General features: G+C 73.5%; 18 protein-coding genes. 11 read left to right on the plus strand and 7 right to left on the minus strand.

The genetic code is table 11. From position 1 onward, the window contains the following. The first annotated feature begins 8 nt into the window (after positions 1-8). The gene (locus ACFV3E_RS07650) at positions 9-839 is read left to right on the plus strand and encodes a glycoside hydrolase domain-containing protein (RefSeq protein WP_500533887.1); all 831 of its coding nucleotides are present in this window, start codon (positions 9-11) and stop codon (positions 837-839) included. A gap of 60 nt (positions 840-899) precedes the next feature. Here ACFV3E_RS07650 and ACFV3E_RS07655 read toward each other — a convergent pair whose 3' ends face one another. After that, positions 900-2,066 (minus strand): thiolase C-terminal domain-containing protein, encoded by a 1,167-nt coding sequence (locus ACFV3E_RS07655; RefSeq protein WP_500533888.1) that lies wholly within the window; start codon positions 2,064-2,066, stop codon positions 900-902. A 72-nt stretch (positions 2,067-2,138) separates the two neighbouring features. Here ACFV3E_RS07655 and ACFV3E_RS07660 point away from each other — a divergent pair, with 72 nt between their 5' ends. Next, entirely contained in the window at positions 2,139-3,395 is a 1,257-nt protein-coding gene (locus ACFV3E_RS07660) for an acyl-CoA dehydrogenase family protein (RefSeq protein ID WP_500533889.1), read from the plus strand. Continuing rightward, on the plus strand, positions 3,392-3,892 hold the full coding sequence (locus ACFV3E_RS07665; protein ID WP_500533890.1) for a nitroreductase/quinone reductase family protein: 501 nt from the start codon (positions 3,392-3,394) through the stop codon (positions 3,890-3,892). Before ACFV3E_RS07660 ends, ACFV3E_RS07665 begins: the two co-directional genes overlap by 4 nt. 152 nt (positions 3,893-4,044) lie before the next feature. Here the strand turns inward: ACFV3E_RS07665 and ACFV3E_RS07670 are convergent, their stop codons facing one another. After that, the gene (locus ACFV3E_RS07670; protein WP_499512412.1) at positions 4,045-4,692 is read right to left on the minus strand and encodes a TetR/AcrR family transcriptional regulator; all 648 of its coding nucleotides are present in this window, start codon (positions 4,690-4,692) and stop codon (positions 4,045-4,047) included. 193 nt (positions 4,693-4,885) lie between these two features. Here ACFV3E_RS07670 and ACFV3E_RS07675 point away from each other — a divergent pair, with 193 nt between their 5' ends. Together ACFV3E_RS07675 and afsK are read left to right on the plus strand one after the other, a co-directional pair. Continuing rightward, a complete protein-coding gene (locus ACFV3E_RS07675; protein ID WP_500533891.1) occupies positions 4,886-5,686 on the plus strand; it encodes a VOC family protein in 801 nt (266 codons plus the stop codon). 135 nt (positions 5,687-5,821) lie between these two features. Continuing rightward, a complete protein-coding gene (gene afsK / locus ACFV3E_RS07680) occupies positions 5,822-8,203 on the plus strand; it encodes a protein serine/threonine kinase AfsK (protein WP_500533893.1) in 2,382 nt (793 codons plus the stop codon). Positions 8,204-8,561: 358 nt separating this feature from the next. Here afsK and ACFV3E_RS07685 read toward each other — a convergent pair whose 3' ends face one another. From ACFV3E_RS07685 to ACFV3E_RS07695, 3 genes are read right to left on the minus strand one after another with little or no spacing between them, the layout of a single operon-like run. Next, positions 8,562-9,341 (minus strand): enoyl-CoA hydratase/isomerase family protein, encoded by a 780-nt coding sequence (locus ACFV3E_RS07685; RefSeq protein WP_500533894.1) that lies wholly within the window; start codon positions 9,339-9,341, stop codon positions 8,562-8,564. Further along, positions 9,310-9,717: a Zn-ribbon domain-containing OB-fold protein gene (locus ACFV3E_RS07690; RefSeq protein ID WP_499512408.1), complete on the minus strand. Its 408-nt coding sequence runs from the start codon at positions 9,715-9,717 to the stop codon at positions 9,310-9,312. The genes ACFV3E_RS07685 and ACFV3E_RS07690 overlap by 32 nt, the downstream gene beginning before the upstream one ends. Before the next feature lies 1 nt (position 9,718). Next, positions 9,719-10,867, minus strand: coding sequence for a lipid-transfer protein (locus ACFV3E_RS07695; protein WP_500533895.1), 1,149 nt, complete (start codon positions 10,865-10,867; stop codon positions 9,719-9,721). Between the two features lie 57 nt (positions 10,868-10,924). Here ACFV3E_RS07695 and ACFV3E_RS07700 point away from each other — a divergent pair, with 57 nt between their 5' ends. Then, positions 10,925-12,499 carry a FadD3 family acyl-CoA ligase gene (locus ACFV3E_RS07700; RefSeq protein ID WP_500533896.1) on the plus strand — a complete coding sequence of 525 codons (1,575 nt, stop codon included), beginning with the start codon at positions 10,925-10,927 and terminating at the stop codon, positions 12,497-12,499. A 352-nt stretch (positions 12,500-12,851) separates the two neighbouring features. On the opposite strand, the gene ACFV3E_RS07705 is transcribed toward ACFV3E_RS07700, so the two are convergent. Together ACFV3E_RS07705 and afsR are read right to left on the minus strand one after the other, a co-directional pair. Next, a complete protein-coding gene (locus ACFV3E_RS07705; protein WP_500533897.1) occupies positions 12,852-12,986 on the minus strand; it encodes a hypothetical protein in 135 nt (44 codons plus the stop codon). 175 nt (positions 12,987-13,161) lie between these two features. Next, the gene (afsR, locus tag ACFV3E_RS07710; protein WP_500533898.1) at positions 13,162-16,098 is read right to left on the minus strand and encodes an SARP-family global regulator AfsR; all 2,937 of its coding nucleotides are present in this window, start codon (positions 16,096-16,098) and stop codon (positions 13,162-13,164) included. Between the two features lie 302 nt (positions 16,099-16,400). On the opposite strand from afsR, the gene ACFV3E_RS07715 reads away from it, so the two are divergent. The 5 genes from ACFV3E_RS07715 (at position 16,401) to ACFV3E_RS07735 (ending at position 22,024) form a co-directional block, all read left to right on the plus strand. Beyond that, positions 16,401-17,114: an AMP-binding protein gene (locus tag ACFV3E_RS07715; protein WP_500533899.1), complete on the plus strand. Its 714-nt coding sequence runs from the start codon at positions 16,401-16,403 to the stop codon at positions 17,112-17,114. A gap of 605 nt (positions 17,115-17,719) precedes the next feature. Continuing rightward, complete coding sequence (locus ACFV3E_RS07720) at positions 17,720-18,955, plus strand: amidohydrolase family protein (protein ID WP_500533900.1); 1,236 nt, start codon at positions 17,720-17,722, stop codon at positions 18,953-18,955. Positions 18,956-19,160: 205 nt separating this feature from the next. After that, the gene (locus ACFV3E_RS07725) at positions 19,161-20,033 is read left to right on the plus strand and encodes a TIGR03619 family F420-dependent LLM class oxidoreductase (protein WP_500533901.1); all 873 of its coding nucleotides are present in this window, start codon (positions 19,161-19,163) and stop codon (positions 20,031-20,033) included. A 12-nt stretch (positions 20,034-20,045) separates the two neighbouring features. Continuing rightward, positions 20,046-20,810: an SDR family NAD(P)-dependent oxidoreductase gene (locus ACFV3E_RS07730; protein WP_500368732.1), complete on the plus strand. Its 765-nt coding sequence runs from the start codon at positions 20,046-20,048 to the stop codon at positions 20,808-20,810. Positions 20,811-20,902: 92 nt separating this feature from the next. Next, positions 20,903-22,024, plus strand: coding sequence for an LLM class flavin-dependent oxidoreductase (locus ACFV3E_RS07735; RefSeq protein WP_500331525.1), 1,122 nt, complete (start codon positions 20,903-20,905; stop codon positions 22,022-22,024). The last annotated feature ends 63 nt before the right edge of the window (positions 22,025-22,087 follow it).

Here is a 22,087-nt window from a genome sequence, read left to right on the forward strand (position 1 = left end):
GGGTGGGGATGTCCGGTCACCGGATGTCGAAGAAGCGTCGTTACATCGCCTGGGCGGTGGCGGCGGCCGCGGTGCTCGTGGGCGGTGGTGTCGCGGCGGGGGCCTCGATGGCGACCACGGTGTCGCGCCCGGCCCCGAAGGTCTACACGGGGCGGGCGTTCGACACCTGCACGGCGCCCTCCGCGTCGGCGATGAAGGCGTGGCACAACGGGTTCTACGGTGCGGCCGCGGTGTACGTCGGCGGCAAGAACCGGGGGTGCGCGCAGCCGAACCTGACCGCGTCCTGGGTCAAGTCGGTCAGCGCCACGGGCTGGAAGCTGATCCCGCTCTACGTGGGCGCGCAACCGCCGTGCCAGACCAGCCGCAACCCGGAGAAGCTGACCGCCTCCACGGCGGCCTCGCTGGGCGCGACGGACGGCGCGGACGCGGTGGCCAAGGCGTCGGCGCTGGGGATGAAGGCCGGCAGCCCCGTGTACCTGGACATGGAGTCGTACGACGTCACCAACACCTCGTGCAACAACGCGGTGCTCGCGTACGTCCGGGCGTGGGACAAGGCCGTGCACGCCAAGGGTTACTGGGCAGGCTTCTACGGCTTCCGCAGCTCCAGCGCGAAGGCCGTCGCCACGGCGGCCAACCGCACCGACCTGCCGGACATCCTCTGGTACGCGCTGTGGGACGAGCACAAGACCACGACCACGGACTGGCCGTTCTCCACGTCGCTGTGGACCGGCCACCGCCGCGGCCACCAGTACATGGTCAACAGCAAGGAGACCCGCGGCGGTTACACCATCACCGTGGACCGCAGCGACTGGGACGCCCCGGTCGCCGTCACCGGCTGACGCCCGAGGGGGCGGTGGAGCCCCGGCGGGGCGTAGGGGCGGGGCAAGGGCCCGTGACCCTCAGTCCCGTCCCAGCACCACCGTCCCCGAGGAGCAGAACCAGCCGCCCGTCCCCGAGGCCACGGCCAGCTCCGGCAGCGCCCCACCGGGCCTGCGCACCTGGCGCTCACCCGCCTCCCCCCGCAACTGCCGTACCGCCTCGACGAGCAGGAACAGCCCCCGCATGCCGGGATGGCAGGCGGACAGCCCGCCGCCGTCGGTGTTGACCGGCAGGGGCGACGCGACGACGAAGGGCCCGCCCTCGCCCTTGGCGCAGAAGCCGAGGTCCTCCAGCGTGACCAGGGTCATGTAGGTGAAGGCGTCGTAGATCTCGGCGAGGTCCATCTCGTCAGGGGTGACGCCCGCGCGGGAGAAGGCCAGCCGCCCAGAGACCGCGGCGGGGGAGACCGTGAAGTCGTCCCACTCCGACATCGTGGCGTGCGAGACGGCGGTGCCGGAGCCGAGCACCCACACCGGCGGCGGCGCAGCGTCCCGCGCGTACTCCGCGGCGGCCAGGAGCACCGCGCAGCCGCCGTCGGAGCGGATGCAGCAGTGCAGTTTGGTGAACGGGTCGGCGATCACCGGCCCGGACAGGACGTCGTCGACGGTGATCGGCGTGCGGTACATCGCGTCGGGGTTGCGGGCCGCGTTCGCCCGGGCCCGGACGGCGACGGTGGCGAGCTGCTCGGCGGTGGTGCCGTACCGGTGCATGTGGCGGCGGGCGGCCATCGCGTACTTGGCGATCAGCGTGTGCCCGTACGGGGCCTCGAACTGCAGGGGCCCGCGCGTCCCGAAGGACAGGTTGGCGGTGCGCCGCCCGGCCTTGAGGTCGGCACGGGCGGTGGAGCCGTAGACCAGGAGCACGACGTCGGCGTGCCCGGCGGCGATCGCGTCGGCTGCGTGCGCGGCCATGACCTCCCAGGTCGCGCCCCCGACGGAGGTCGAGTCGACCCAGCGCGGCCGCAGTCCGAGGTACTCGGCGACCTCGACCGGCGCGAGCGTGCCGAGCCCGGCCGAGGCGAAGCCGTCGACGGCCGACCGCGGCAGCCCGCTGTCGGCGAGCGCGCGGCGCGCCGCCTGGGCGTGGAGCGTGTAGGGGGTGGCGTCGTCGACCCTGCCGCAGTCGGACAACGCGACGCCGAGGACGGCGACTTCGCGGCCGTTGCGAGTACCCTGACCCTGAGCCATGAATCTGACGGTACATCAGATTCGGGGTTTCCGGACGCCGCCGGATCCCCCGAGGTGGGAGGAGAGCTCGCCGTGGACGCCGCCTTCACCGAGGAGCAGGAAGAGATCCGCCGCACCCTGCGCGAACTGCTCCGCAAACGCTGCGGACCGGACGAGGTGAAGTCCGCCGCCCGCACCCCCGAGGGCCACGACGGCGCCCTGTGGCGGCTGCTGGCACGGTCGCTGGGGCTGCCCGGCCTCGCCCTGCCCGCCGCGTACGGGGGCGCCGGCTGCGGCCCGGCGGAACTGGTGCTGGCCTGCGAGGAGACCGGCCGGGCGCTGCTGCCCTCACCGCTGCTGGGCACGACCGTGCTCACCGCCCCCCTGGTCGAGGCGCTCGGCACCGACGCCCAGCGCCGTGCCCTGCTCCCGCGCCTCGCCTCCGGGGAGTCCGCGGCCCTTGCCGCGCCCCTGGTCGCCCTCGGCCTCACCGGCCCCAACACCGGTGACTGGGCGGGCGGCGGCCGCGCGGGCGGCGTACAGGCCCGCAGGGCGGACGGGGTCTGGCGGCTGTACGGGCAGGCCGACCAGGTGCTCGGGGGCCCCGGCGCCGGGCTGCTGCTGGTGGCCGCCCATACGGGTGGCTACGCCCGCAGCCGGATCCGGCTCTTCCTCGTCCCCGGCGACGCCCCGGGCCTGGTCCGCAGGCGGCTGACCGCCCTGGACGAGACCCGCCCGCAGGCCCGCGTCGAGCTGCGCGACGTCCCCGCCGAGCCCCTGGGCGGGGAGGAGGCGGGTGATCCGCGCCCCGCGCTCGCCCGTACGGGTGTCCTGGCCGCCGCCGCACTGGCCGCGGAGGCCGCCGGGGCGGCCTCCCAGGCGCTCGCGGGGACCTTGGAGTACGTCGGGGTCAGGGAGCAGTTCGGGCGGCCCGTGGGCTCCTTCCAGGCCGTCAAGCACCGTCTCGCCGACCTGTACGTCCAGGTCCAGGCCGCCCGCTCGGCCGCCTACTACGCCGCCTGGGCCGTCGGGAGCCCCCCGGAGCAGGCGCCGGACGCCGCGGTGGCGGCGCCGCTCGCGCTCGCCCAGGGCCTGGAGGCGCTGCGCGCCACCGCGGGCCAGGCCGTCCAGTTGCACGGCGGCATCGGCTTCACCTGGGAGCACCACGCGCACCTGTACGTGAAGCGGGCCGCCTCCGACGAGCTGCTCTTCGGCCCCGTGCACGCGCTGCGGGCCCACGCGGCGGAGCGGGCGGGCCTCTTCACACCCACGCCCGCGACCGCGTCCCCACCGACGCCCACGCCCACGCCCACGACCGCTACCACGACCAAGGGGAGGGCGGCGGCATGAGCGTGCTGCGGACCGCCGTGCAGAAGGTGTCGTCGACCCGGGCGTTCGCCAGGGTCGGGCCGCATGTCGTCCCGGCGGTGGACCGGTTCGTGCACCGGCTGACCCGCGGCAGGGTGCTGCTCAGCGCGCGGATGCTGCCCGGGTTGGTGCTCACCGCCACCGGCACGCGCAGCGGGCTGCCCCGGCGCACCCCGCTGGCCTGCATGCCCGAGGAGGGCGGGACCTTCGTGCTGGTCGGCAGCAACTTCGGGCGCACGGACCACCCGGCGTGGACGGGGAACCTGCTGAAGCACCCCGATGCGGAGGTCAGCTGGCGCGGCCGGGACATCCCGGTCCGGGCGGAGTTGCTGACGGGCGGGGAGCGCGAGGCGGTGTGGGCGGCGCTGCTGGAGTTCTGGCCGCCGTACGCGACCTACGCGCGGCGCGTGGAGCGACGGATCCGGTTGTTCCGGCTCGTCCCCGGGGAGCCGGGCGGCGGCAGGGCCGTGGAGCCGTAGAGCCGTAGGGCGGAGCCCCGGAAAGGACAACGCGGGCGCCAGGGCCGGCAACCTCCCCCGAGGACCGGTCGGCGCCCGCGTCGTTGCAGGCAGGACTTCGACGTGAACGTAGATCAAAAATGCCGCCGGAGGCGGGCGTCAGCGCCGCGGCGTCACCGCGTCGGCTTCTTGCCCGTCACACCGAGGTGCACCAGCAGCGAGAGGTTCGGCTTCAGCTCGGCCTGCTTGACGCCCCAGCTCTGGAAGCCCTTCTGGTGCGCGGCGACCGCGGCGAGCATGGCCACCAGGGATCCGGCGACGGCTGCCGGGCTGACATCCTTGTCGACGCGGCCCTTGCCCTGAAGCTCCTTGATCGAGTCGGAAAGGGAGTTGGTGAGGGGGTTGAGGATCTTCATGCGGATCTTGTAGAACCGCTTGTCCCCTTCGGCCGCGCCCAGGTCGACGACGCGCAGGATGGCGTCGTGCTTGCGCCAGAAGGAGAGGAAGCCCTCGACCAGTTCCTCCGCCGCCGTGGCGCCGGACTTGCCGGCCCAGGAGCGGCCGGCGACGAGGTCCGTCAGCGCGGCCCCCTCCTTGGCCATCTCCTCGGCGAGCTCGAGGACGGCGCCCTCGACGTCGGGGAAGTATTGGTAGAACGTTGCGGGGGAGGTACCCGCCATCCGGGCGACGTCGATGACCTTGACGTCCCGGTACGGCGACGTGCTGAGCATTTCGCCGAGGCAGTCGAGCAGCTTCTGCCGCGTCGCCTGTCCCCGGCGCCCTGCCACACGGCCGTCGACGGTGCGAACTTGTCCTGTCATGCCGTCAGTTTACGGGCTGGTGATCAGCGCGCGATTCGGTGCCTGCAAATGGGGAAGGCCATGTGTTCGATTTCTCCTCGGGCGCGGCGGGGGATCCGCCGATAACGTGTCAAGTCAGACACTCCGTCGATCCACGCGAATCCCCACGTGAATCGGGATCGCCAGCCGCATCACCGGACGAATCGAGGACGAGATGGCCGCGCACCCCGACGGCACCCCCTGCTGGGCCGACGCCATGCTCAACGACCTGGAGGCCGGCAAGCGCTTCTACGGCGGACTGCTCGGCTGGACCTTCGGGCAGGGGGAGGAGCAGTACGGCCAGTACACCCAGGCGTACGGCCCGGACGGGAAGAACGTCGCGGCGCTCTCCCCCAAGCCGGACGGCCGGATGCCGACGGTGTGGAACCTCTACCTCGCCTCCTCCGACATCCGGGCCACCGCGGGCAGGATCCGTGACTCGGGCGGTCAACTCATCATGGAACCCATGCCCGTTGGGCCCTTCGGCACGATGCTCATGGCGGCCGACCCGGGCGGCGCGGTGTTCGGGGTGTGGCAGGCCGGCACGCACGGCGGCTTCGAGGCGACCGGCGTCCCGGGCTCCTACATCTGGACCGAGGTCTACACGCGCGAGACCGAGCGGACCGACCCCTTCTACGAGGAGGTCTTCGGCTTCGGCAGCAAGCGGATCGAGGACGAGGCCATCGACTTCCGGATCTTCGTCCCCGAGGGCGAGGAGGTCACCCCCGACAAGGCGGTCCTCGGCCGCTTCCGGATGGGGAAGGGCTTCCCCGAGGAACTGCCCGCCCATTTCGTCGTCTACTTCGCCGTCTCCGACGCCGACCGCGCCGCGGAGGCGGTCGCGCGGCTCGGGGGCCGGGTCACGATGGGTCCGATGGATTCGCCTTTCGGCCGGTTCCTCCTGGCGAGCGACGACCAGGGTGCCCATTTCGCCCTGATCGATCCCGGTACCACGGTCGGTGAGAAGCCGTCCTGAACGCGCGCGGATCCGCAACCGAATCAAAGGTAATCGCGTGTCGACACCGCCCCGGGTTCGCAACTGATACTCATCCCAGGAAGAATCAGGGACGGACCCCGGGATGGGGGGAACCCACGGGGAGGTGGCAGGGCAGTGGTGCAGCAGCTGACGCAGCACGATCCGAGACGGATCGGCCCTTTCGAGGTGCTGGGCAGGCTGGGCGCCGGCGGTATGGGCCTGGTCTATCTCGCCCGCTCGGCGTCCGGCCGGCGCGTGGCGATCAAGACCGTACGGGCGGAGCTCGCCGAGGACCAGTTGTTCCGCGTGCGCTTCGCCCGTGAGGTGGAGGCGGCCCGCGCGGTCAGCGGCTTCTACACGGCGGCGGTCGTCGACGCCGATCCCAGGGCCGCCGTGCCCTGGCTGGCGACGGCCTTCGTGCCGGCGCCCTCGCTCGAGGAGATCGTCAACGAGTCAGGGCCGCTGCCCGTGCAGGCCGTGCGGTGGCTGGCGGCCGGGGTCGCGGAGGCGCTGCAGTCGATCCACGGTGCGGGGCTGGTCCACCGGGACCTGAAGCCCTCCAACGTGCTCGTCGTGGAGGACGGCCCGCGGGTGATCGACTTCGGCATCGCGAGCGGGGTGTCCAACACGCGGCTGACGATGACGAACGTCGCCGTCGGCACGCCCGCGTACATGTCGCCCGAGCAGGCCAAGGACTCGCGCAGCGTCACCGGCTCCAGCGACGTGTTCTCGCTGGGCTCGACGCTGGTGTTCGCCGCGACCGGGCACGCGCCCTTCCACGGGGCGAACCCCGTGGAGACGGTCTTCATGCTGCTCCGTGAGGGCCCGGACCTGGCGGGTCTGCCCGGCGACCTGAGGCCGCTCATCGAGGCGTGCATGCGCATGGAGGCGGACCGCCGGCCGAGTCCGGCGGACCTGCAGGCGCAGTTGGCGCCGCATCTGTTCTCCTCCGCGGGTGACGACACCGGAACGGCCTCCGCGTGGCTGCCGCCCGCGGCGGTGGGCCTGATAGAGGAACGGCGCAGTGGCGGGCGCCCCGGCGCGGGGCCGGGCGCCCCCGGCGGTGGCGCGGGCGCCGGAGCGGCCGGTGGCGGCGGTGCGGGTGCCCCGGTGCCCCCGATGCCCGCACGGCCTCCCGCGCCCCCCGTGGCGCGTCCTCCGGCCGCCGCCGAGGGCCCGGGCGGACCGGTGCAGCTCGCCGGTTCGGCACCGATAGGGCCCGGGATGCGGCTCGCCGAGCGCAAGAACCAGGCCGCGGCCACCGCCGCCGCCGGGGACGGGCTCGGCTGGGCCGGTCGTGGCGGCGCGGCCGGGGGCCCGCCGGCAGCGGTGCCCGGCCAGGGCAACGCCCAGGGCGCGCCCCAGGGCGCCCCGCAGGCACCGGCGGTGCCGCCGGGTGAATGGCGGCCGTGGCGGTTCCGCATGTCGAACGACGTGTGGGGCACGCCGGTCGTGTCCTCGGGACGGCTCTACGTGACCTCCTTCGAGGTGCACGCGCTGGACGTGGCCACCGGACGGCGGCAGTTCAAGACCCGTGACGTGGCGTGGACGATGGCGGTCTCGGGCGGCCGGATCCACGGCTCCGACGGGCCGAGCCTGTACGCGCTGGACGCCGCGGACGGCTCCGAGCACTGGCGCACCGGTGTGGACGGCTGGATCTACTCGCTCCGCGCGGACGCCGGGACCGTGGTCACCGGCACCCGCGGCGGCGGCGTGCAGGTCTGGGACGCCGCGGCCGGACGGCTGCGCTGGGAACGTGGCGGGGCGCAGACGGAGTTCGAGACGCCCGAGTCGGGCCCGAGCGTGGTGGACGGGGTCGTGTACTTCCACGGCGGCGGCCGGCTGCACGCCCTGGACGCGACGAGCGGCGCGGAGCACTGGTCGTACCCGACCGGGGAGGGCGGCGCCATGCCGACCCGTCCGGTCGTCGCCGACGGCGCGGTCTACGTGACCGTGGGGAACCGCGTGCTCGCCCTGGACGCCCGCAGCGGCGCCGAGCGGTGGCGCTTCGACGCCCCCGCGGTGATGTTCGCGCCGCCCGCCTACGTGCCGGGACCGGGTGTCACCGGTGGCGGCGTCTACGTCGCCGACTACCTGGGCACCGTGTACGCCCTGGACCCGGCGGACGGGCGCGACCGCTGGCGGGTCGCGACGGAGCAGCGGCAGAGCGTGGAGCCGGTGCTCGTCGCGGGTGGCTCGGTGATGCTGGGCGCGGGCGGCGCGCTGTACACGCTCGACGCGGTCTCCGGCACCCCGAAGTGGCGCTTCGCCGCGCAGGGCGAGATCGTCGGCTCCCCGGTGGTGGCCGACGGGCGGGTGCACTTCGGCTCGAAGGACCACTGCCTCTACACGGTCGACGCGAGCGGCGGCCAGTTGCGCTGGAAGCTGGAGACCGGCGGGGAGATCACCGGTTCTCCGGTCGTCTCGGAAGGCGTGGTCTACGCGAGCAGCAAGGACCGCTGCGTGTACGCCCTCAACGCCGTGAAGGGCACCGAGGCGGCCACCCGGCGCGCGTGACGTACCCGGCTGACGGCCGTCGTGCCACACACGGAAGGGGCTGACGACGGCCGCCGCCGGCCAACTTACGCGGCGGGGGGCCGGGGCGCCACGCGAGCGGCGTCGGGGTGACCTTCGTCCACCGCGTTCCGGCCACGGCGTCGACGCGGGTTCCGCCGCGCGCCACGACCCGCCCCCGTGCCCGCCGACGTGGCGGTGTCGCCGATGGGGTCCGGGAGCAAGGGCGGCCACGGGAACGCGACGTCGGGCGGCACGCCCGGACGCCTCCGGCGGGCCGCGGCGACACCGGGATGCGGCAGGACGGCCGCACCGCGAGGCCACCGGCGCCCGCCGAACCGGCCCGCGGCCCGGGACACCGTCACCGCACGCGGTGCTCCCGGGTGCGGTGCGCGAACAGCCGGGCCTGGTGCTCGGGCGGGAGGTTTCCGAGGGCGATGAGGTGCGGCGCGTGCGCGAAGGCCTGGGCCCGCGCGGCCTCGTGGGCCGACCAGACGGCGCGGACGGTGCCCTGCACGGCCTCGGTGGGGTGGGCCGCCAGGACCGCCGCCGCGCGCAGGGCCGCGTCGAGCAGCAGCGGGCCGGGCACGACCTCCGAGACCAGCCCGGTCTCGTGGGCCCGCCGGGCGCCGATCCGCTCCGCGGTGCCCATCAGGGCCATGCGCATCACCTCGCCGTAGGGCATGCGCTGCGCCATGGCGATGGCCTCGTACGCGCTGACCATGCCGTAGCTGGTGTGCGGGTCGAAGAAGGTGGCGTGCTCGGCGGCGATGACGAACTCGCACTCGCCGAGCAGGTAGAAGGCGCCGCCGCAGGCCATGCCGTTGACGGCGGCGATGACCGGCTTCCACAGGTCGTTGGCCTTGGGCCCGACCGTCAGCAGCGGGTCGTCGACGGCGTAGGGCGAGGTCGGCTGCGGGACCTGCACCGCGCGGTCCAGGCCGGTGCAGAAGGCGCGGTCGCCGGCTCCGGTGAGGACGACGGCGCGGACCTCGTCGCCGGCGCGGAACTCCCGCCAGAGCGCGCTCAGCCCCGCGGCCGTGGCGAGGTCGATCGCGTTGTGCCGTTCCGGCCGGTCGAGGGTGACGACGGCGACGCCGTCCTTCGTCTCACAGCGCAAGCCAGCGCGGGATGCCGTCATGGAAGACCGCCTTCACGGGGGCGCCGATGCGGATGCGGGCGGGGTCGAAGGAGTCCAGCCGGGCGTCCGGTGCCGTGACCAGGTTGCCCACCAGCCGGATCCGGGGGTCCTCGGCGAGTTCGACGAGGACCACGTTGTACGGGGCCTGCTCGGCGTAGCCGGACAGCAGCGGGGGATGGGGGACGACGTACGACCAGACGCGTCCGCGGCCGCTCACCGGCCGCCACTCGCAGGCGAAGGAGTGGCAGTACGGGCAGCACGGGCGCGGCGGGAAGCGCAGCCGTCCGCAGTCCGCGCAGGCCTGGACGCGCAGTTCGCCGGCGCGCGCGTACTCCCAGAAGGGGGCGCCGTCGTCGTCGGTGACGGGGCTCAGCATGTCAGCTCCTCAGGATCAGGGCGGAGGTCGGGACGCCCTCGCCCGCCGTGACCAGGCAGGTCCGCGCGCCGGGCACCTGGGCGGTGGAGGTGCCGCGCAACTGCCGCACGCCCTCGGTGATGAGGTTGAAGCCGTGGACGTACGCCTCGCTCAGCCCGCCCCCGGAGGTGTTCAGCGGCAGCCGGCCGCCGATCTCCAGGGCGCCGCCCTCGGTGAAGGCGCCCCCCTCCCCGCGGGCGCAGAAGCCGTAGCCCTCCAGGGAGAGCGGGACCAGGGCGGTGAAGGCGTCGTAGATCTGGGCGACGTCGATGTCCTCGGGGGTGAGGTCGGCGTGCTTCCACAGGTGGCGGGCGGCGGTCCAGGCGGGGCCCGTCAGGGGGTCGTCGGTCCAGTAGTTGACCATGCCGTGGTGCTGGGCCGGCAGGCCCTGGGCGACGGAGTGGACGTAGACGGGGCGCTGCCGGCCGTCGCGGGCGCGGTCGGCGGAGACCACGACGCAGGCCAGGGCGCCGTCGGTCTCCAGGCAGTTGTCGTAGAGGCAGAGCGGCTCGCTGATCCAGCGCGAGGTCATGTACATCTCGCGGGTCAGCGGGCGTTCGTACATGATCGCGGCCGGGTTCTGGTTGGCGCGGTTGCGGCAGGCCAGGGCGACGTTGAAGAGGTGGTCGCGGGTGGCGCCGTACTCGTGCAGGTAGCGGCGGGTCAGCATGCCGATCTCGTCGGCGGGCCGCAGCAGGCCGAAGGGCCGGGTCCACTGGGCGGGGGTGGGCAGTTGGACGGTGGTGTTCGTCCACGGGCGCGGACCGCTGCCGCGCTTGCGGGACCGCCAGGCGACGCCCACGGTGGCCTGGCCGGTGGCGACGGCAGCGGCGAGGTGGGCGACGGTGGCGCAGGAACCACCGCCGCCGAAGCCGGCCTTGGAGAAGAAGGTGAGGTCGCCGAGGCCGACGGCCTTCGCCAGCTCGACCTCGTCGGTCTCCTCCATCGTGTACGACGCGAGTCCGTCGACCTCGCGCGGCTCGATCCCGGCGTCGTCGAGCGCCGCCAGGATGGCGCGGCAGGCGAGGGCCTTCTCCGACTCTGGGAGGTGCTTGGCGAAGGGAGTCGCGCCTATGCCGACGATCGCGGTGGCGTCCTTCAATGCTGACATTCCGTCAGGCTATCGCTAATCTGACGGATAGTCAGCTCATGGGGAGGTGCTCGGCGCATGCGCGGTGACCTGGAGTGGGGCAGCGTCCCACGGCTCGTGCGGGAGGCAGCGCGACGCTGGGGGGAGCGCGAGGCGGTCGTGGACGGCCGGACCCGCGTCACGTACGCGGAGCTCGGTGCCCGGGTCGAGCGTGCCGCCGCGGCGGCCGTCGCCTCCGGGATCGCCCCGGGGGACCGGGTCGCCGTCTGGGCGCCCAACACGCTCGACTGGATCACCGCCGCTCTGGGCTCGGTCACCGCCGGCGGGGTGCTCGTCCCGCTCAACACCCGCTTCAAGGGCGCGGAGGCGGCCTACGTGCTGCGCCGCACCCGCGCCCGGCTGCTCTTCGTCACGGGCGCCTTCCTCGGCACCTCCTACGTCGCCTCGCTGCGGCGCGCGACGCAGGAGCACCCGCTGCCGGACCTGGAACAGGTCGTCGTCCTCTCCGACGCGGCGCCGGAAGGCCACGGCTACCGGCGCTGGAAGGACTTCCTGGCCGCGGGCGACCCCGTCACCGGTGCGGCGGTACGGGCCCGTTCCGACGCGATCGACGGCTCCGCGCCTTCGGACATCACCTTCACCTCCGGGACGACCGGCCACCCCAAGGGCGCGGTGGTCACCCACGCCCAGACCCTGCGCGTCTACGACGTCTGGGCGGACCTGGCCGGGCTGGAGGAGGGCGACCGCTACCTGATCGTCAACCCGTTCTTCCACACCTTCGGCTACAAGGCCGGGATCATCGCGTGCCTGATGCGCGGCGCGACGATGATCCCGCAGCCGGTGTTCGACGTCGGCACCGTCCTGGCCAACATCGCCGCCGAACGCGTCACCGTGCTGCCGGGGCCGCCCACCCTCCACCAGTCGGTCCTCGACCACCCGGAACGGGCCCAGCACGACCTGAGCTCGCTGCGGCTGGTCGTGACGGGCGCGTCCGTGATCCCGCTGCAACTGGTGGAACGGCTGCGCAGCGAGCTGAAGATCGCCACGGTGCTGACCGCCTACGGGCTGACGGAGGCGAGCGGCACCGTGACGATGTGCCGGCGCGGCGACCCCGCGGAGGTGGTGGCCGCGACCTCCGGGCGGGCCATCCCCGACACGGAGGTGCGGGTGCTCTCCGAGGGGCCGGGTCGCCCAGGCGAGGTCCTGGTGCGCGGCTACCACGTCATGTCCGGCTACTGGGAGGACCCCGGGGCCACGGCCGAGGCCGTCGACGCGGAGGGCTGGCTGCACACGGGGGACGTGGGCGTGATGGACGCCGACGGCAACCTGCGCATCACCGACCGCATCAAGGACATGTTCATCGTCGGCGGGTTCAACGCGTACCCCGCGGAGATCGAGCAGGCGCTCGCCCGCCACCCGGACGTGGTGGAGGCGGCGGTGGTGGGCGTCCCCGACCCGCGGCTCGGCGAGGTCGGCCGCGCGTACGTCGTGCGGCGGGACGGGGCCGTGGTCACCGCGGACGACCTGATCGCCTGGTCCCGGCGGGAGATGGCCAACTACAAGGTCCCGCGCGAGGTCGCGTTCCTGGCGGAACTGCCGCGCAACGCGAGCGGGAAGGTGCTCAAGACGCAGTTGCGGGGACGGGGACGATGAGGAGCGTGCCCGGGCCCTCCCGCCGGTGAGGGGAGGGCCCAGGGGCGGTGGTGGTGAGGCGGCGCGGGCCGCCCGGGATGCGCGGTGTCGACTCCGCCGGGAGCCTGCCGCGTTGGACCCGCGGGTCCGCAAGCGCCGTGCGCCGGTGGACTTCGGCGCGATCCTGGGCATGACAAAGACCGACTGCGGCGCCCCCTCCGCGCCGCAGTCGGTCCGTGGATCCTTCGTGCTGTTCCCCCCTCGGAGGCGCTCCCCCCTTGGTGCGCCCCCCAGGTCGTGCTGTCCCCCGTGCCCCCGTCGTGCTGTCCCCCGTGCCCCCCCGGGCCAGCCGTTCCCCCGTGTCAGGCGCCGGTCAGGGCGTGTGCCAGTTGTCGGGCTTGACCGTGGTGTCGTCGCCCTTGACCTTGGGCTCCTCGATCTCCTCGGTGGGGACGACTTCCGGCTCTTCCTCGACGGTGGAGCCGGACTCGGGTGCCGTCTCGCTCATGGTGCCTCCCCTGGTGGGTGGAACTGGGCCGATACGAAGCCCGCCTGGCAACGACCCCCGTGCGCTACCAGGCGGGCAGCTCTTGCAGTGATGGAATCGTGGCAGGCGTCGATAATCAACCGATAAACGGAACTGTTGATGTCCTGTATCAGCGGCGTTGCGCAGTGCGGAAGGCCTAGACGGCGATCGCCGGGGCGGCCGGACCGTGCAGCAGGCGGCGCACCTCGTCGGCGTCGGGGGAGCCCAGCGCGACGAAGGCCGCCAGGGCGTCCCGCCAGCAGGCGCGGGCACGGTCGGCCTGGCCCACCTCTGCGAGGGCGCGACCGAGGACGGTGAGCACCTTCGCGCGGTAGAGCTCGCCCCCCAGGTCGCGCAGCGCGTTCAGCGACTGCTCGGCGAGTGCCGCGGATTGACGGTGGGCGCCGGAGGACAGGTGCACCTCCGCCATGCGGAAGAGGGACATGGCCTCCCAGAACTGCTGCCGCGCCGCTCTGAAGACGGGGAGCGCCTCGGAGAGCGCCGCCAGGGCCTCCTCGCGGCGACCGGCCGCCGTCCGTGCGATGGCGAGCGCGTACAGGCCGTTGCCGAGGCGGAATCCGGCCCGCAACTCGCGGTAGATCGACAGGGCCTGCTCCGCCGAGGCCACGGCGGCGGAGACGTCCCCGAGCTCGATCTGGGCGCGGGACAGGTTGCTCAGCGCGGCGGCGCCGCCGTGCCGGTTGCCGTCGGCCACGAAGGCCTCCAGGGCCTGGGAATGGTGGTCCGCGCAGTCCTGGAAGCGCCGCCCCGTGAAGGCCACCATCCCGCGCAGGTTGGGGGCGTAACTGCTGGTCAGAGGGTCGCCGACGGCTCGCCCCAGGACGAGGCTGCGTTCGGCCTCCCGATCTGCCTCCTCGAGTCGTCCGGCCAGGCTGAACTGCTGGCCCAGCAGCACGCGGGCCCGGCCCTCCACGAGCGGCTCGCCGCAGGCGCCGGCGGTGGCGACGATGGCGCGCGTGGCCTGTTCGTACTGGCGCGCGTAGATCCCGGACTCCACCAGGTCCTGGCTCACGAGCAGCAGGTCGACGGCCCGCCGCATCGGGCCCTCGCAGCCGCCGCCCGCGGCCTGCTGGACGGCGGCGAGGAGGCCCGCCGCCTCGGTGAACAGCCAGTCCAAGCCGTCCTCGCGGGAGTCGAAGGGCAGTCCGGGGCGGCCGACGGGGGCGAGGTGCGCGAGCAGGCGGTCGCCGGGGTTCTCCAGCTCGTACGCGCACGCGGCCGACGCCAGGTAGAAGTCCAGCAGCCGGGACAGGGCGGCGCAGCGGGCGTCGTCCCCCTCGTGGCGCTCGGCGCAGTCGCGGGCGTACAGGCGCACCAGGTCGTGGTAGCGGTAGCGGGCGGGCGCGGCGGACTCGATGAGGCTGATGTCGACCAGGGCCTCCAGCAATTCCTCGGCGTCGTAGAGGTCCATGTCGAGGACGGCCGCGGCCGCCTCCAGGGAGATGTCCGGGCCGTCGGCGAGGGCCAGCAGACGGAAGGCACGGGCCTGCTGCGGGGTGAGCTGGCCGTAGCCGAGCTCGAAGGTGGCCTTGACGGCGAGATCGCCGGCCTTCAGCTCGTCCAGGCGGCGGCGTTCGTCGCTGAGCTTGCGGGCGAGGAAGGCGACCGTCCACGTGCGGCGGGTGGCCAGGCGGGATGCGGCGATGCGGATGGCGAGCGGCAGGAAGCCGCAGGCGGCGACGACGTCGAGGGCGGCCTGGCGTTCGGCGGCGACGCGTTCCTCCCCGACGATGCGGGTGAAGAGCAGCAGGGCCTCTTCCGGGCTCATGACGTCGAGGTCGACCAGGTGGGCCCCGGCCAGGTCGACCATGCGGACCCGGCTGGTGATCAGCGCGGCGCACCCGGGTGTGCCCGGCAGGAGGTGACGGACCTGGGCGGCGTCGTGGGCGTTGTCCAGCAGGGTCAGGATCCGGCGGCCCGCGAGGGTGGAGCGGTAGAGCGCGGCGCGGTCGGCGAGGGACTCGGGTATCGCGGAGTCGGTGACGCCGAGGGAGCGCAGGAAGGAGGCGAGCACCGTCTCCGGTTCGGCGGGCCGGGCGTCGGTGCCCTGGAGGTCCACGTAGAGCTGGCCGTCGGGGAAGGTGCCCGCGACGGCGTGGGCGACGTGGACGGCGAGGGTCGTCTTGCCGACGCCGCCGATGCCGGCGACGGCGGAGACCGACATGACCCCGCCGTCCACCGAGGCCGCGCCCAGGCGTTCGGCGAGCTCGCGGACGAAGGCGTCGCGGCCGGTGAAGTCGGCCACGCTGGCGGGCAGCTGGGCCGGCCGCACCGGCTCGGCGACCGCCTCGGCCTGCGGGACGGGCGGCGGCAGCAGCGACGGGTCGGCCTCCAGCACGCGCTGGTGCAGCTCGGTGAGCTCGGTGCCCGGGTCGACGCCCAGCTCGTCGTCGAGGAGACGGCGGGTGTCGGCGTAGACGCCCAGCGCCTCGGCCTGCCGCCCGCTGCGGTACAGCGCGAGCATCAGCAGGGCGCGCGGTCGTTCGCGCAGCGGGTGCTCCGCGGACAGGACGGTGAGTTCGGAGACGACCTCGGCGTGGCAGCCGGCCTGCAGGTCCAGGTCGAGGCAGGTCTCGGTGAGCTGCAGCCGCCATTCCAGCAGGCGGGTGCGCTGGGTCTCGGCGTACGGGCCGGGAAGCCCGGCCAGGGGCTCGCCGTCGAAGAGGGCGAGCGCGCCCCGCAGTTCCTCGCGGGCGGTGGCCAGGTCGCCCGCCGCGCGGGCCTTCTCGGCCGCGGCCTGGTGCCGTTCGGCGAGGAACAGGTCGAAGCCGTCGCCCGGGTGCAGCACGTAGCCGCCGTCGACGGTGGCCAGGGCGTCGGCCCCGAGGGCCTTGCGGAGGCGGAAGGCGTAACTGCGCAGCGCCGCGAGCGCGGTGGGCGGTGGGTCCTCGCCCCAGACGGCGTCCAGCAGTTCCTGCGCGGTGGCCGTGCGGCCGCCGCGCAGCAGCAGCGCGCCGAGCAGTGCCTTCTGCTGTGGCGACCCGGCGGAGATCGGCTCCGTGCCGCGCCAGGCCCGCACCGGGCCGAGGACCGCGAAGCGCAGCGCTCCGCCTCGGTCCTTACCGCTTGCCATGCCTGCCCCCAGGTGCCGCCGTACCTTCGCGACGAGCGCGTATATCGATCGTTCATCACGAGCCGGAACAGTCTTCACGGACGGCGGGACCATCCCGATCGGTTCCGCCGCTTGTGCCAGTTTGCCGCCTCAACCCGTACGCGGTCACCTATGGGTGGCTTTCGGGAGGGGCGTTCCAGGGAGTAGCGGGGAATGTTCGGTCCAGTTTCATGTGAAGTGCGGGCATATGCCGTCGGTCTGACGGGTGTTCCGTCCGGGGAGGTGGAGAGCCGCCCATGTGCTCGCGTTGTGTGCCGCAGGCCGTGAGCGGACCGCGGAGCCGCAGCGGCGGTGCGCCGGCGCCGTCGGTGTACCGGTTGCCCGGTCCCGCGTTGCGCCGCCGGGCCGTCCGGCATCCGGAGGGGCGACCGTACGCGCCGTACGACTGCGACTTCGCCGCGCTGGACCGACGCGCCCGCGCGGTCGCGGCGCGGCTGGGACGGCTGGTGCCGCCGGGCAGCCGGGTGCTGCTCGCCTATCCGCAGGGCGCGGACCTCGCCGGGGCGTTCTACGGGTGCCTGTACGCCGGGATGGCGGCGGTGCCGCTGGTCGGCGGCGGCCCGGACGGGGCGGGGACGGTCGCGGAGGCCGTCGACCGCTGCCGCCCCGCGATGGTGCTCACCGGCGCCGACGCGTGGACCGCGCTCTCGGTGGACCGCTCGCGCACGCAGGTCTTGGAGGCCGACGGGGGCCGGGTGGGCGGCGAGCCGGTCGACCGGCTGGCGGAGCAGTGGCGTCCGGTCGGCGTCCTGCGCACGGCGCCCGGCTACGAGCGTTACGTCGCCGACGGGCTGGGCGGGGGCCGCATGGAGCCCGCGCTGCGGCACGGCGACCTCGCGGACGCGGTGGGTGAGCTGGCGGTCGCGGCGGGCCGGGGGACCCCGGAGGACAGCCTGGGGTGGATCGCCTCCGTGCACGGGTTGGAGGACGCGGTGTGGCGCATGCTTCTGCTTGCGCCGGGTGCCGGGGTGGCGTGACCGCGGGTCCCGTTGCGGCCGGGTGTTGTGTGCGGTGCCGTTGTGGTTGTGGTTGGGGTTTCCCCGCCCGCCCGCCCGATTGCCCGGCGCGGTCAGTGCGGGCCCGCGCTCTGCTTGGTTGGGGTCGGTAGCGCGCCGGCGCACGTCCTCAGCGCTCGCGGTTTACGCCTACATCATTGGGCACCGCGTTCGCCGCTCGTCGCTTCCGGGCGCACCCCGCCACACCCCCTCCCGTTGTGTGGGCGCATGACGGCCGGTGGGGGGTGAGTAAGGCACCTGCGGCAACCCCGGACCGCCTTCTGAACCCCGTCCGGCCGTTAGTCGCCCCCACCGGCAGGAGGGGGTGTGGCGGGGTGCCCCCGCAGGGGACGAGCGGCGGACCCGCCGCCGAACGATGTAGGGGTAAACCGCGAGCCCCGAGGAGGTACCCCGGCGCGGCACCGACCCCACAACGCACGCAGCGAGGCGGTCACTGACCGCGCCGGGCAATCGGGCGGGAGGGCGGGGGAGAAACCGCAACCGCAACACACAACGGCGCCGCACACGACAACCGGGCCGCCCCCACACCTGCTGACGGCCCGTCAGATTCGCGCTACCGTGGGCCCATGGAGACCTTCCCGAGGATCATTTCGGTGGACGACCACACGGTCGAGCCCCCCGGCGTCTGGCGGGACCGGCTCCCGTCGGCGTACCGGGACAGCGCGCCGCGCATCGTGCGCGCGCCCCTGAAGTCGATGACCTTCGTCGGCGGCAGGTTCGCCCCGCGCATGGGCGAGCCCGGCGACGAGGGTCCCGTCGCCGACTGGTGGGTCTACGAGGACCTGCGGCGCCCCCTGACCCGCCTGGACACCGCCGTCGGCTACAGCAGGGACGAGGTGCGCCTCGAGGCGATCACGTACGAGCAGATGCGCCCCGGCTCCTACAGCGTCCCCGAGCGGCTGGCGGACATGGACGTCAACCACGTGCAGTCCGCCCTCTGCTTCCCCACCTTCCCGCGGTTCTGCGGCCAGACGTTCACCGAGGCGAAGGACCGGGAACTGGGGCTGCTGTGCGTGCGCGCCTACAACGACTGGATGGTCGAGGAGTGGTGCGGCCCGCAGGCCGGGGGCCGGCTGATCCCGCTCACCCTCATCCCGTTGTGGGACGCGGAGCTGGCCGCCGCGGAGGTGCGCCGCAACGCCGAGCGCGGGGTGCGGGCCGTCTGCTTCTCCGAGATCCCGCCGCACCTGGGGCTGCCGTCCGTCCACACCGACGCGTGGGACCCCTTCCTGCGCGCCTGCGACGAGACCGGCACCGTCATCGCGATGCACATCGGGTCCTCCTCGCGCATGCCGTCCACCTCCGCCGACGCGCCGCCCGCGGTCGGTTCCACGATCACCTTCGCCAACTGCTGCTTCTCCATGGTCGACTGGCTGATGTCGGGGATCTTCGACCGCTTCCCCTCCTTGCGGATCATGTACGCGGAGGGCCAGATCGGCTGGATCCCGTACATCCTGGAGCGTGCCGACGTCGTCTGGGAGGAGAACCGGGGCTGGGGCGGCGTGGCCGACAAGGTGCTGCGGCCGCCCTCGGAGCTGTTCCGGGAGCACATATACGGGTGCTTCTTCGACGACGCGGTGGGCCTGCGCAACATCGACGCGATCGGTGTCGGGAACGTCCTGTACGAGACCGACTACCCGCACTCCGACTCGACCTGGCCCAAGTCCCGTGAGGTCGGCGAGGCCCAGATGGGCCACCTCGCGGCGGACGTCGTCGAGCGGATCGTGCGCGGCAACGCGATCGAGCTGCTGGGGCTGACCCCGGACGGTTTGTGGCCCGGGCAGGGCGGGGCCGCCGGCTGAGGAAGTCCGCCTGCTGCCGGCGGCCGCGCCGCACGCGGTGCGCGGCCGCCCGGTGGGCTTCTTCCGGCATCCGGGAGGGCGTCGACGGCCCGCGGCCGCCGGTGTCCGGCATCGGCGTGCCCTGCGGCGGGTTCGCCACGCGATGACCGGCGTCGGCCCGACCCGACCCCTTGTCTGACGGATCGTCAGGTCCGACCATGGCGGCATGACCAAGACCGCGTACGGCATGCAGTTGCCGGTGCAATCGCTCAGCACCCTCTACGCGGAGCCGTGGGAGGCCGCGGCGCCGCCGGGCGACCTGGTGGACGTCGCGCGGGCGGCGGACCGGCTCGGCTTCGCGTACATCGGGTGCTGCGACCACGTGGCCATCCCGGCCCGGCTCGCCCCTGCGATGAGCCCCACCTGGTACGACCCCGTCGCCACGCTCGCCTTCCTGGCGGCGGTGACGACGCGGGTGCGGCTGCTGAGCCACGTCGCGGTGATCGGACTGCGGCATCCGCTGCTGACCGCCAAGCAGTACGCGACGCTGGACCACCTCTGCGGCGGCCGGCTGATCCTCGGGGTCGGGGCCGGGCACGTCCGGGAGGAGTTCGAGGCCCTCGGGGTGGACTTCGAGCGGCGCGGGCCGCTGCTGGACGAGGCGATCGACGCGGTGCGGGCGCACTTCGCGGCGGGGGAGCAGAAGCCGGGGCCGGTGCAGCGCCCGGTCCCGGTGTGGGTCGGGGGGTCGTCGCCCGCGGCGGTGCGGCGTGCGGCGCTCAAGGGCGACGGCTGGCTGCCCCAGGGGGACTCCCGGAAGGCCATGCCCGGGCAGATCGCCCGGCTGCGGGAGTTGCGCGGCGGGACGCCGATCACCGTCGGGGTGATCGCGGAGCCGCTGTACGTCGGCGAGCCGGGGTGGCCGGTGGGGCGGCGCACGCTGACCGGGAAGCCGCAGGCGCTGGCCGAGTCGCTGCGGGAGTACGGAGCGATGGGGGTGGACCAGATCCAGGTGAGGTTCCGCGCCCGGGGAGCGGCGGAACTGCTCGACCAGATGGAGGCGTTCGCCGACGGCGTGGCGCCGCACCTCGACGCGTAGGGAGTGACGGACATGGGCAAGCTGGACGACCGGGTCGTGCTGATCACCGGCGCGGCGCGCGGGCAGGGCGAGCAGGAGGCGCTGCTCTTCGCGGCGGAGGGGGCGCGGGTCGTCCTCGGGGACGTGCTGGACGAGCGGGGCGCCGCCGTGGCGGAGGGGATCGGTGCGGACCGGGCGCGCTACGTCCACCTGGACGTGACGAGCGAGGCGGACTGGGCCGCGGCCCTGGACGTCGCGACCGAGGCCTTCGGCCGGCTGGACGGGCTGGTCAACAACGCCGGCATCCTGCGCTTCAACGAGCTCGTCGACACCCCGCTCGCGGAGTTCCAGGAGGTCGTCCTGGTCAACCAGGTCGGCGCCTTCCTGGGGATGCGCACTGTGGCCCCGCTGCTCGCGGCGGCCGGCGGCGGCACCATCGTGAACACCGCCTCCTACGTGGCGCTGGCCGGCATGGCCGGGGTGACCTCGTACGCCGCGACCAAGGCGGCCGTCGTCGGCATGACGCGGGTGGCCGCCGTGGAGCTGGCGCCCAAGGGCATCCGGGTCAACGCGATGTGCCCGGGTGCGATCGACACGCCCATGTCCAACCCCGGGGAGACCGTGCCCGCGGAGGCCCTGGACCAGCTGTACGGCAAGCTCGTGCCGCTCGCGCGGATCGGGCGCCCGGAGGAGGTCGCGCGGCTCGCGCTCTTCCTGACCGGTGACGACTCCTCGTACATCACCGGGCAGCCGTTCGTCATCGACGGCGGCTGGCTGGCCGGGGTCTCGCTCTTCTGACGGCGATCGGGTATTGACCTCCCCCGTCGCCGGTGGAAGAGTCGGAGCGGGAATCTGACGATCCGTCAGAAAAGCTAGGGACGGTGAACCCCTTGGAATTCGGGATCTTCGTACAGGGATATGTGCCCAAGTTCCGCTCGGAGGTCGACCCGCAGGCCGAGCACCACGCGCTGATGGAGGAGACCGAGTACGTCGTCCAGGCGGACCGGTCGGGCTTCAAGTACGCATGGTTCAGCGAGCACCACTTCCTCGAGGAGTACTCGCACCTGTCCGCCAACGACGTCTACATCGGCTACCTCACCCACGCCACCGAGCGGATCCACCTCGGGTCGGGCATCTTCAACCCCCTCCCGCAGGTCAACCACCCGGTGAAGGTCGCGGAGAAGGTCGCCATGCTCGACCACCTCTCCGACGGGCGCTTCGAGTTCGGCACCGGGCGCGGCGCCGGCAGCCACGAGATCCTCGGCTTCCTCCCCGGCGTCACGGACATGAACGCCACCAAGGAGATCTGGGAGGAGACCGTCGGCGAGTTCCCGAAGATGTGGCTCAACGAGGAGTACCCGGGCTTCCAGGGCAAGCACTGGTCCCTGCCGCCCCGCAAGGTGTTCCCCAAGCCGTACGGGACGTCGCACCCGGCGATGTGGTACGCCGCCGGGTCGCCGCCCTCCTACGCCATGGCCGCCCGCAAGGGCCTGGGCGTGCTGGGCTTCAGCGTCCAGAAGGTCTCCGACATGGAGTGGGTGCTGGAGCAGTACAAGACCGCGGTGCGCGACGCCGAGCCCATCGGGGACTTCGTCAACGACAACGTCATGGTGACGACCACCGCGATCGTCGCCGAGACCCGCAAGGAAGCGATCCGCGTCGCCGCGAGCAGCAACCTCAACTACCTGCAGTCGCTGGTCTTCCGCTACCACGACACCTTCCCGCGCCCGGAGTACATCCCGCAGTGGCCCGAGCTGCTGCCGACGTACACCGAGGAGCTCATCGAGATGCTCCTCGACGAGGAGCTGATGATCTGCGGCGACCCCGACGACGCGCTCAAGCAGTGCAAGCGCTGGGAGTCCGCGGGGGCCGACCAGCTGTCGTTCGGGCTGCCGGTGGGCGTCCCCTTCGAGGACACGATGCGCACGATCAAGCTGGTGGGGGAGCACGTCATCCCCAAGATCGACACGGACCCGGTGCACCGGACCACCCGCTTCCGCCGGGCGGCGTGACGCCGCGGGCCACCGACAGGGCGGCGCCTTCCCGGACCGCCGCCCGGCCCCCGTCCGGACCGG

Source organism: Streptomyces sp. NPDC059718 (assembly GCF_042733315.1).
Classification (GTDB): Bacteria; Actinomycetota; Actinomycetes; order Streptomycetales; family Streptomycetaceae; genus Actinacidiphila.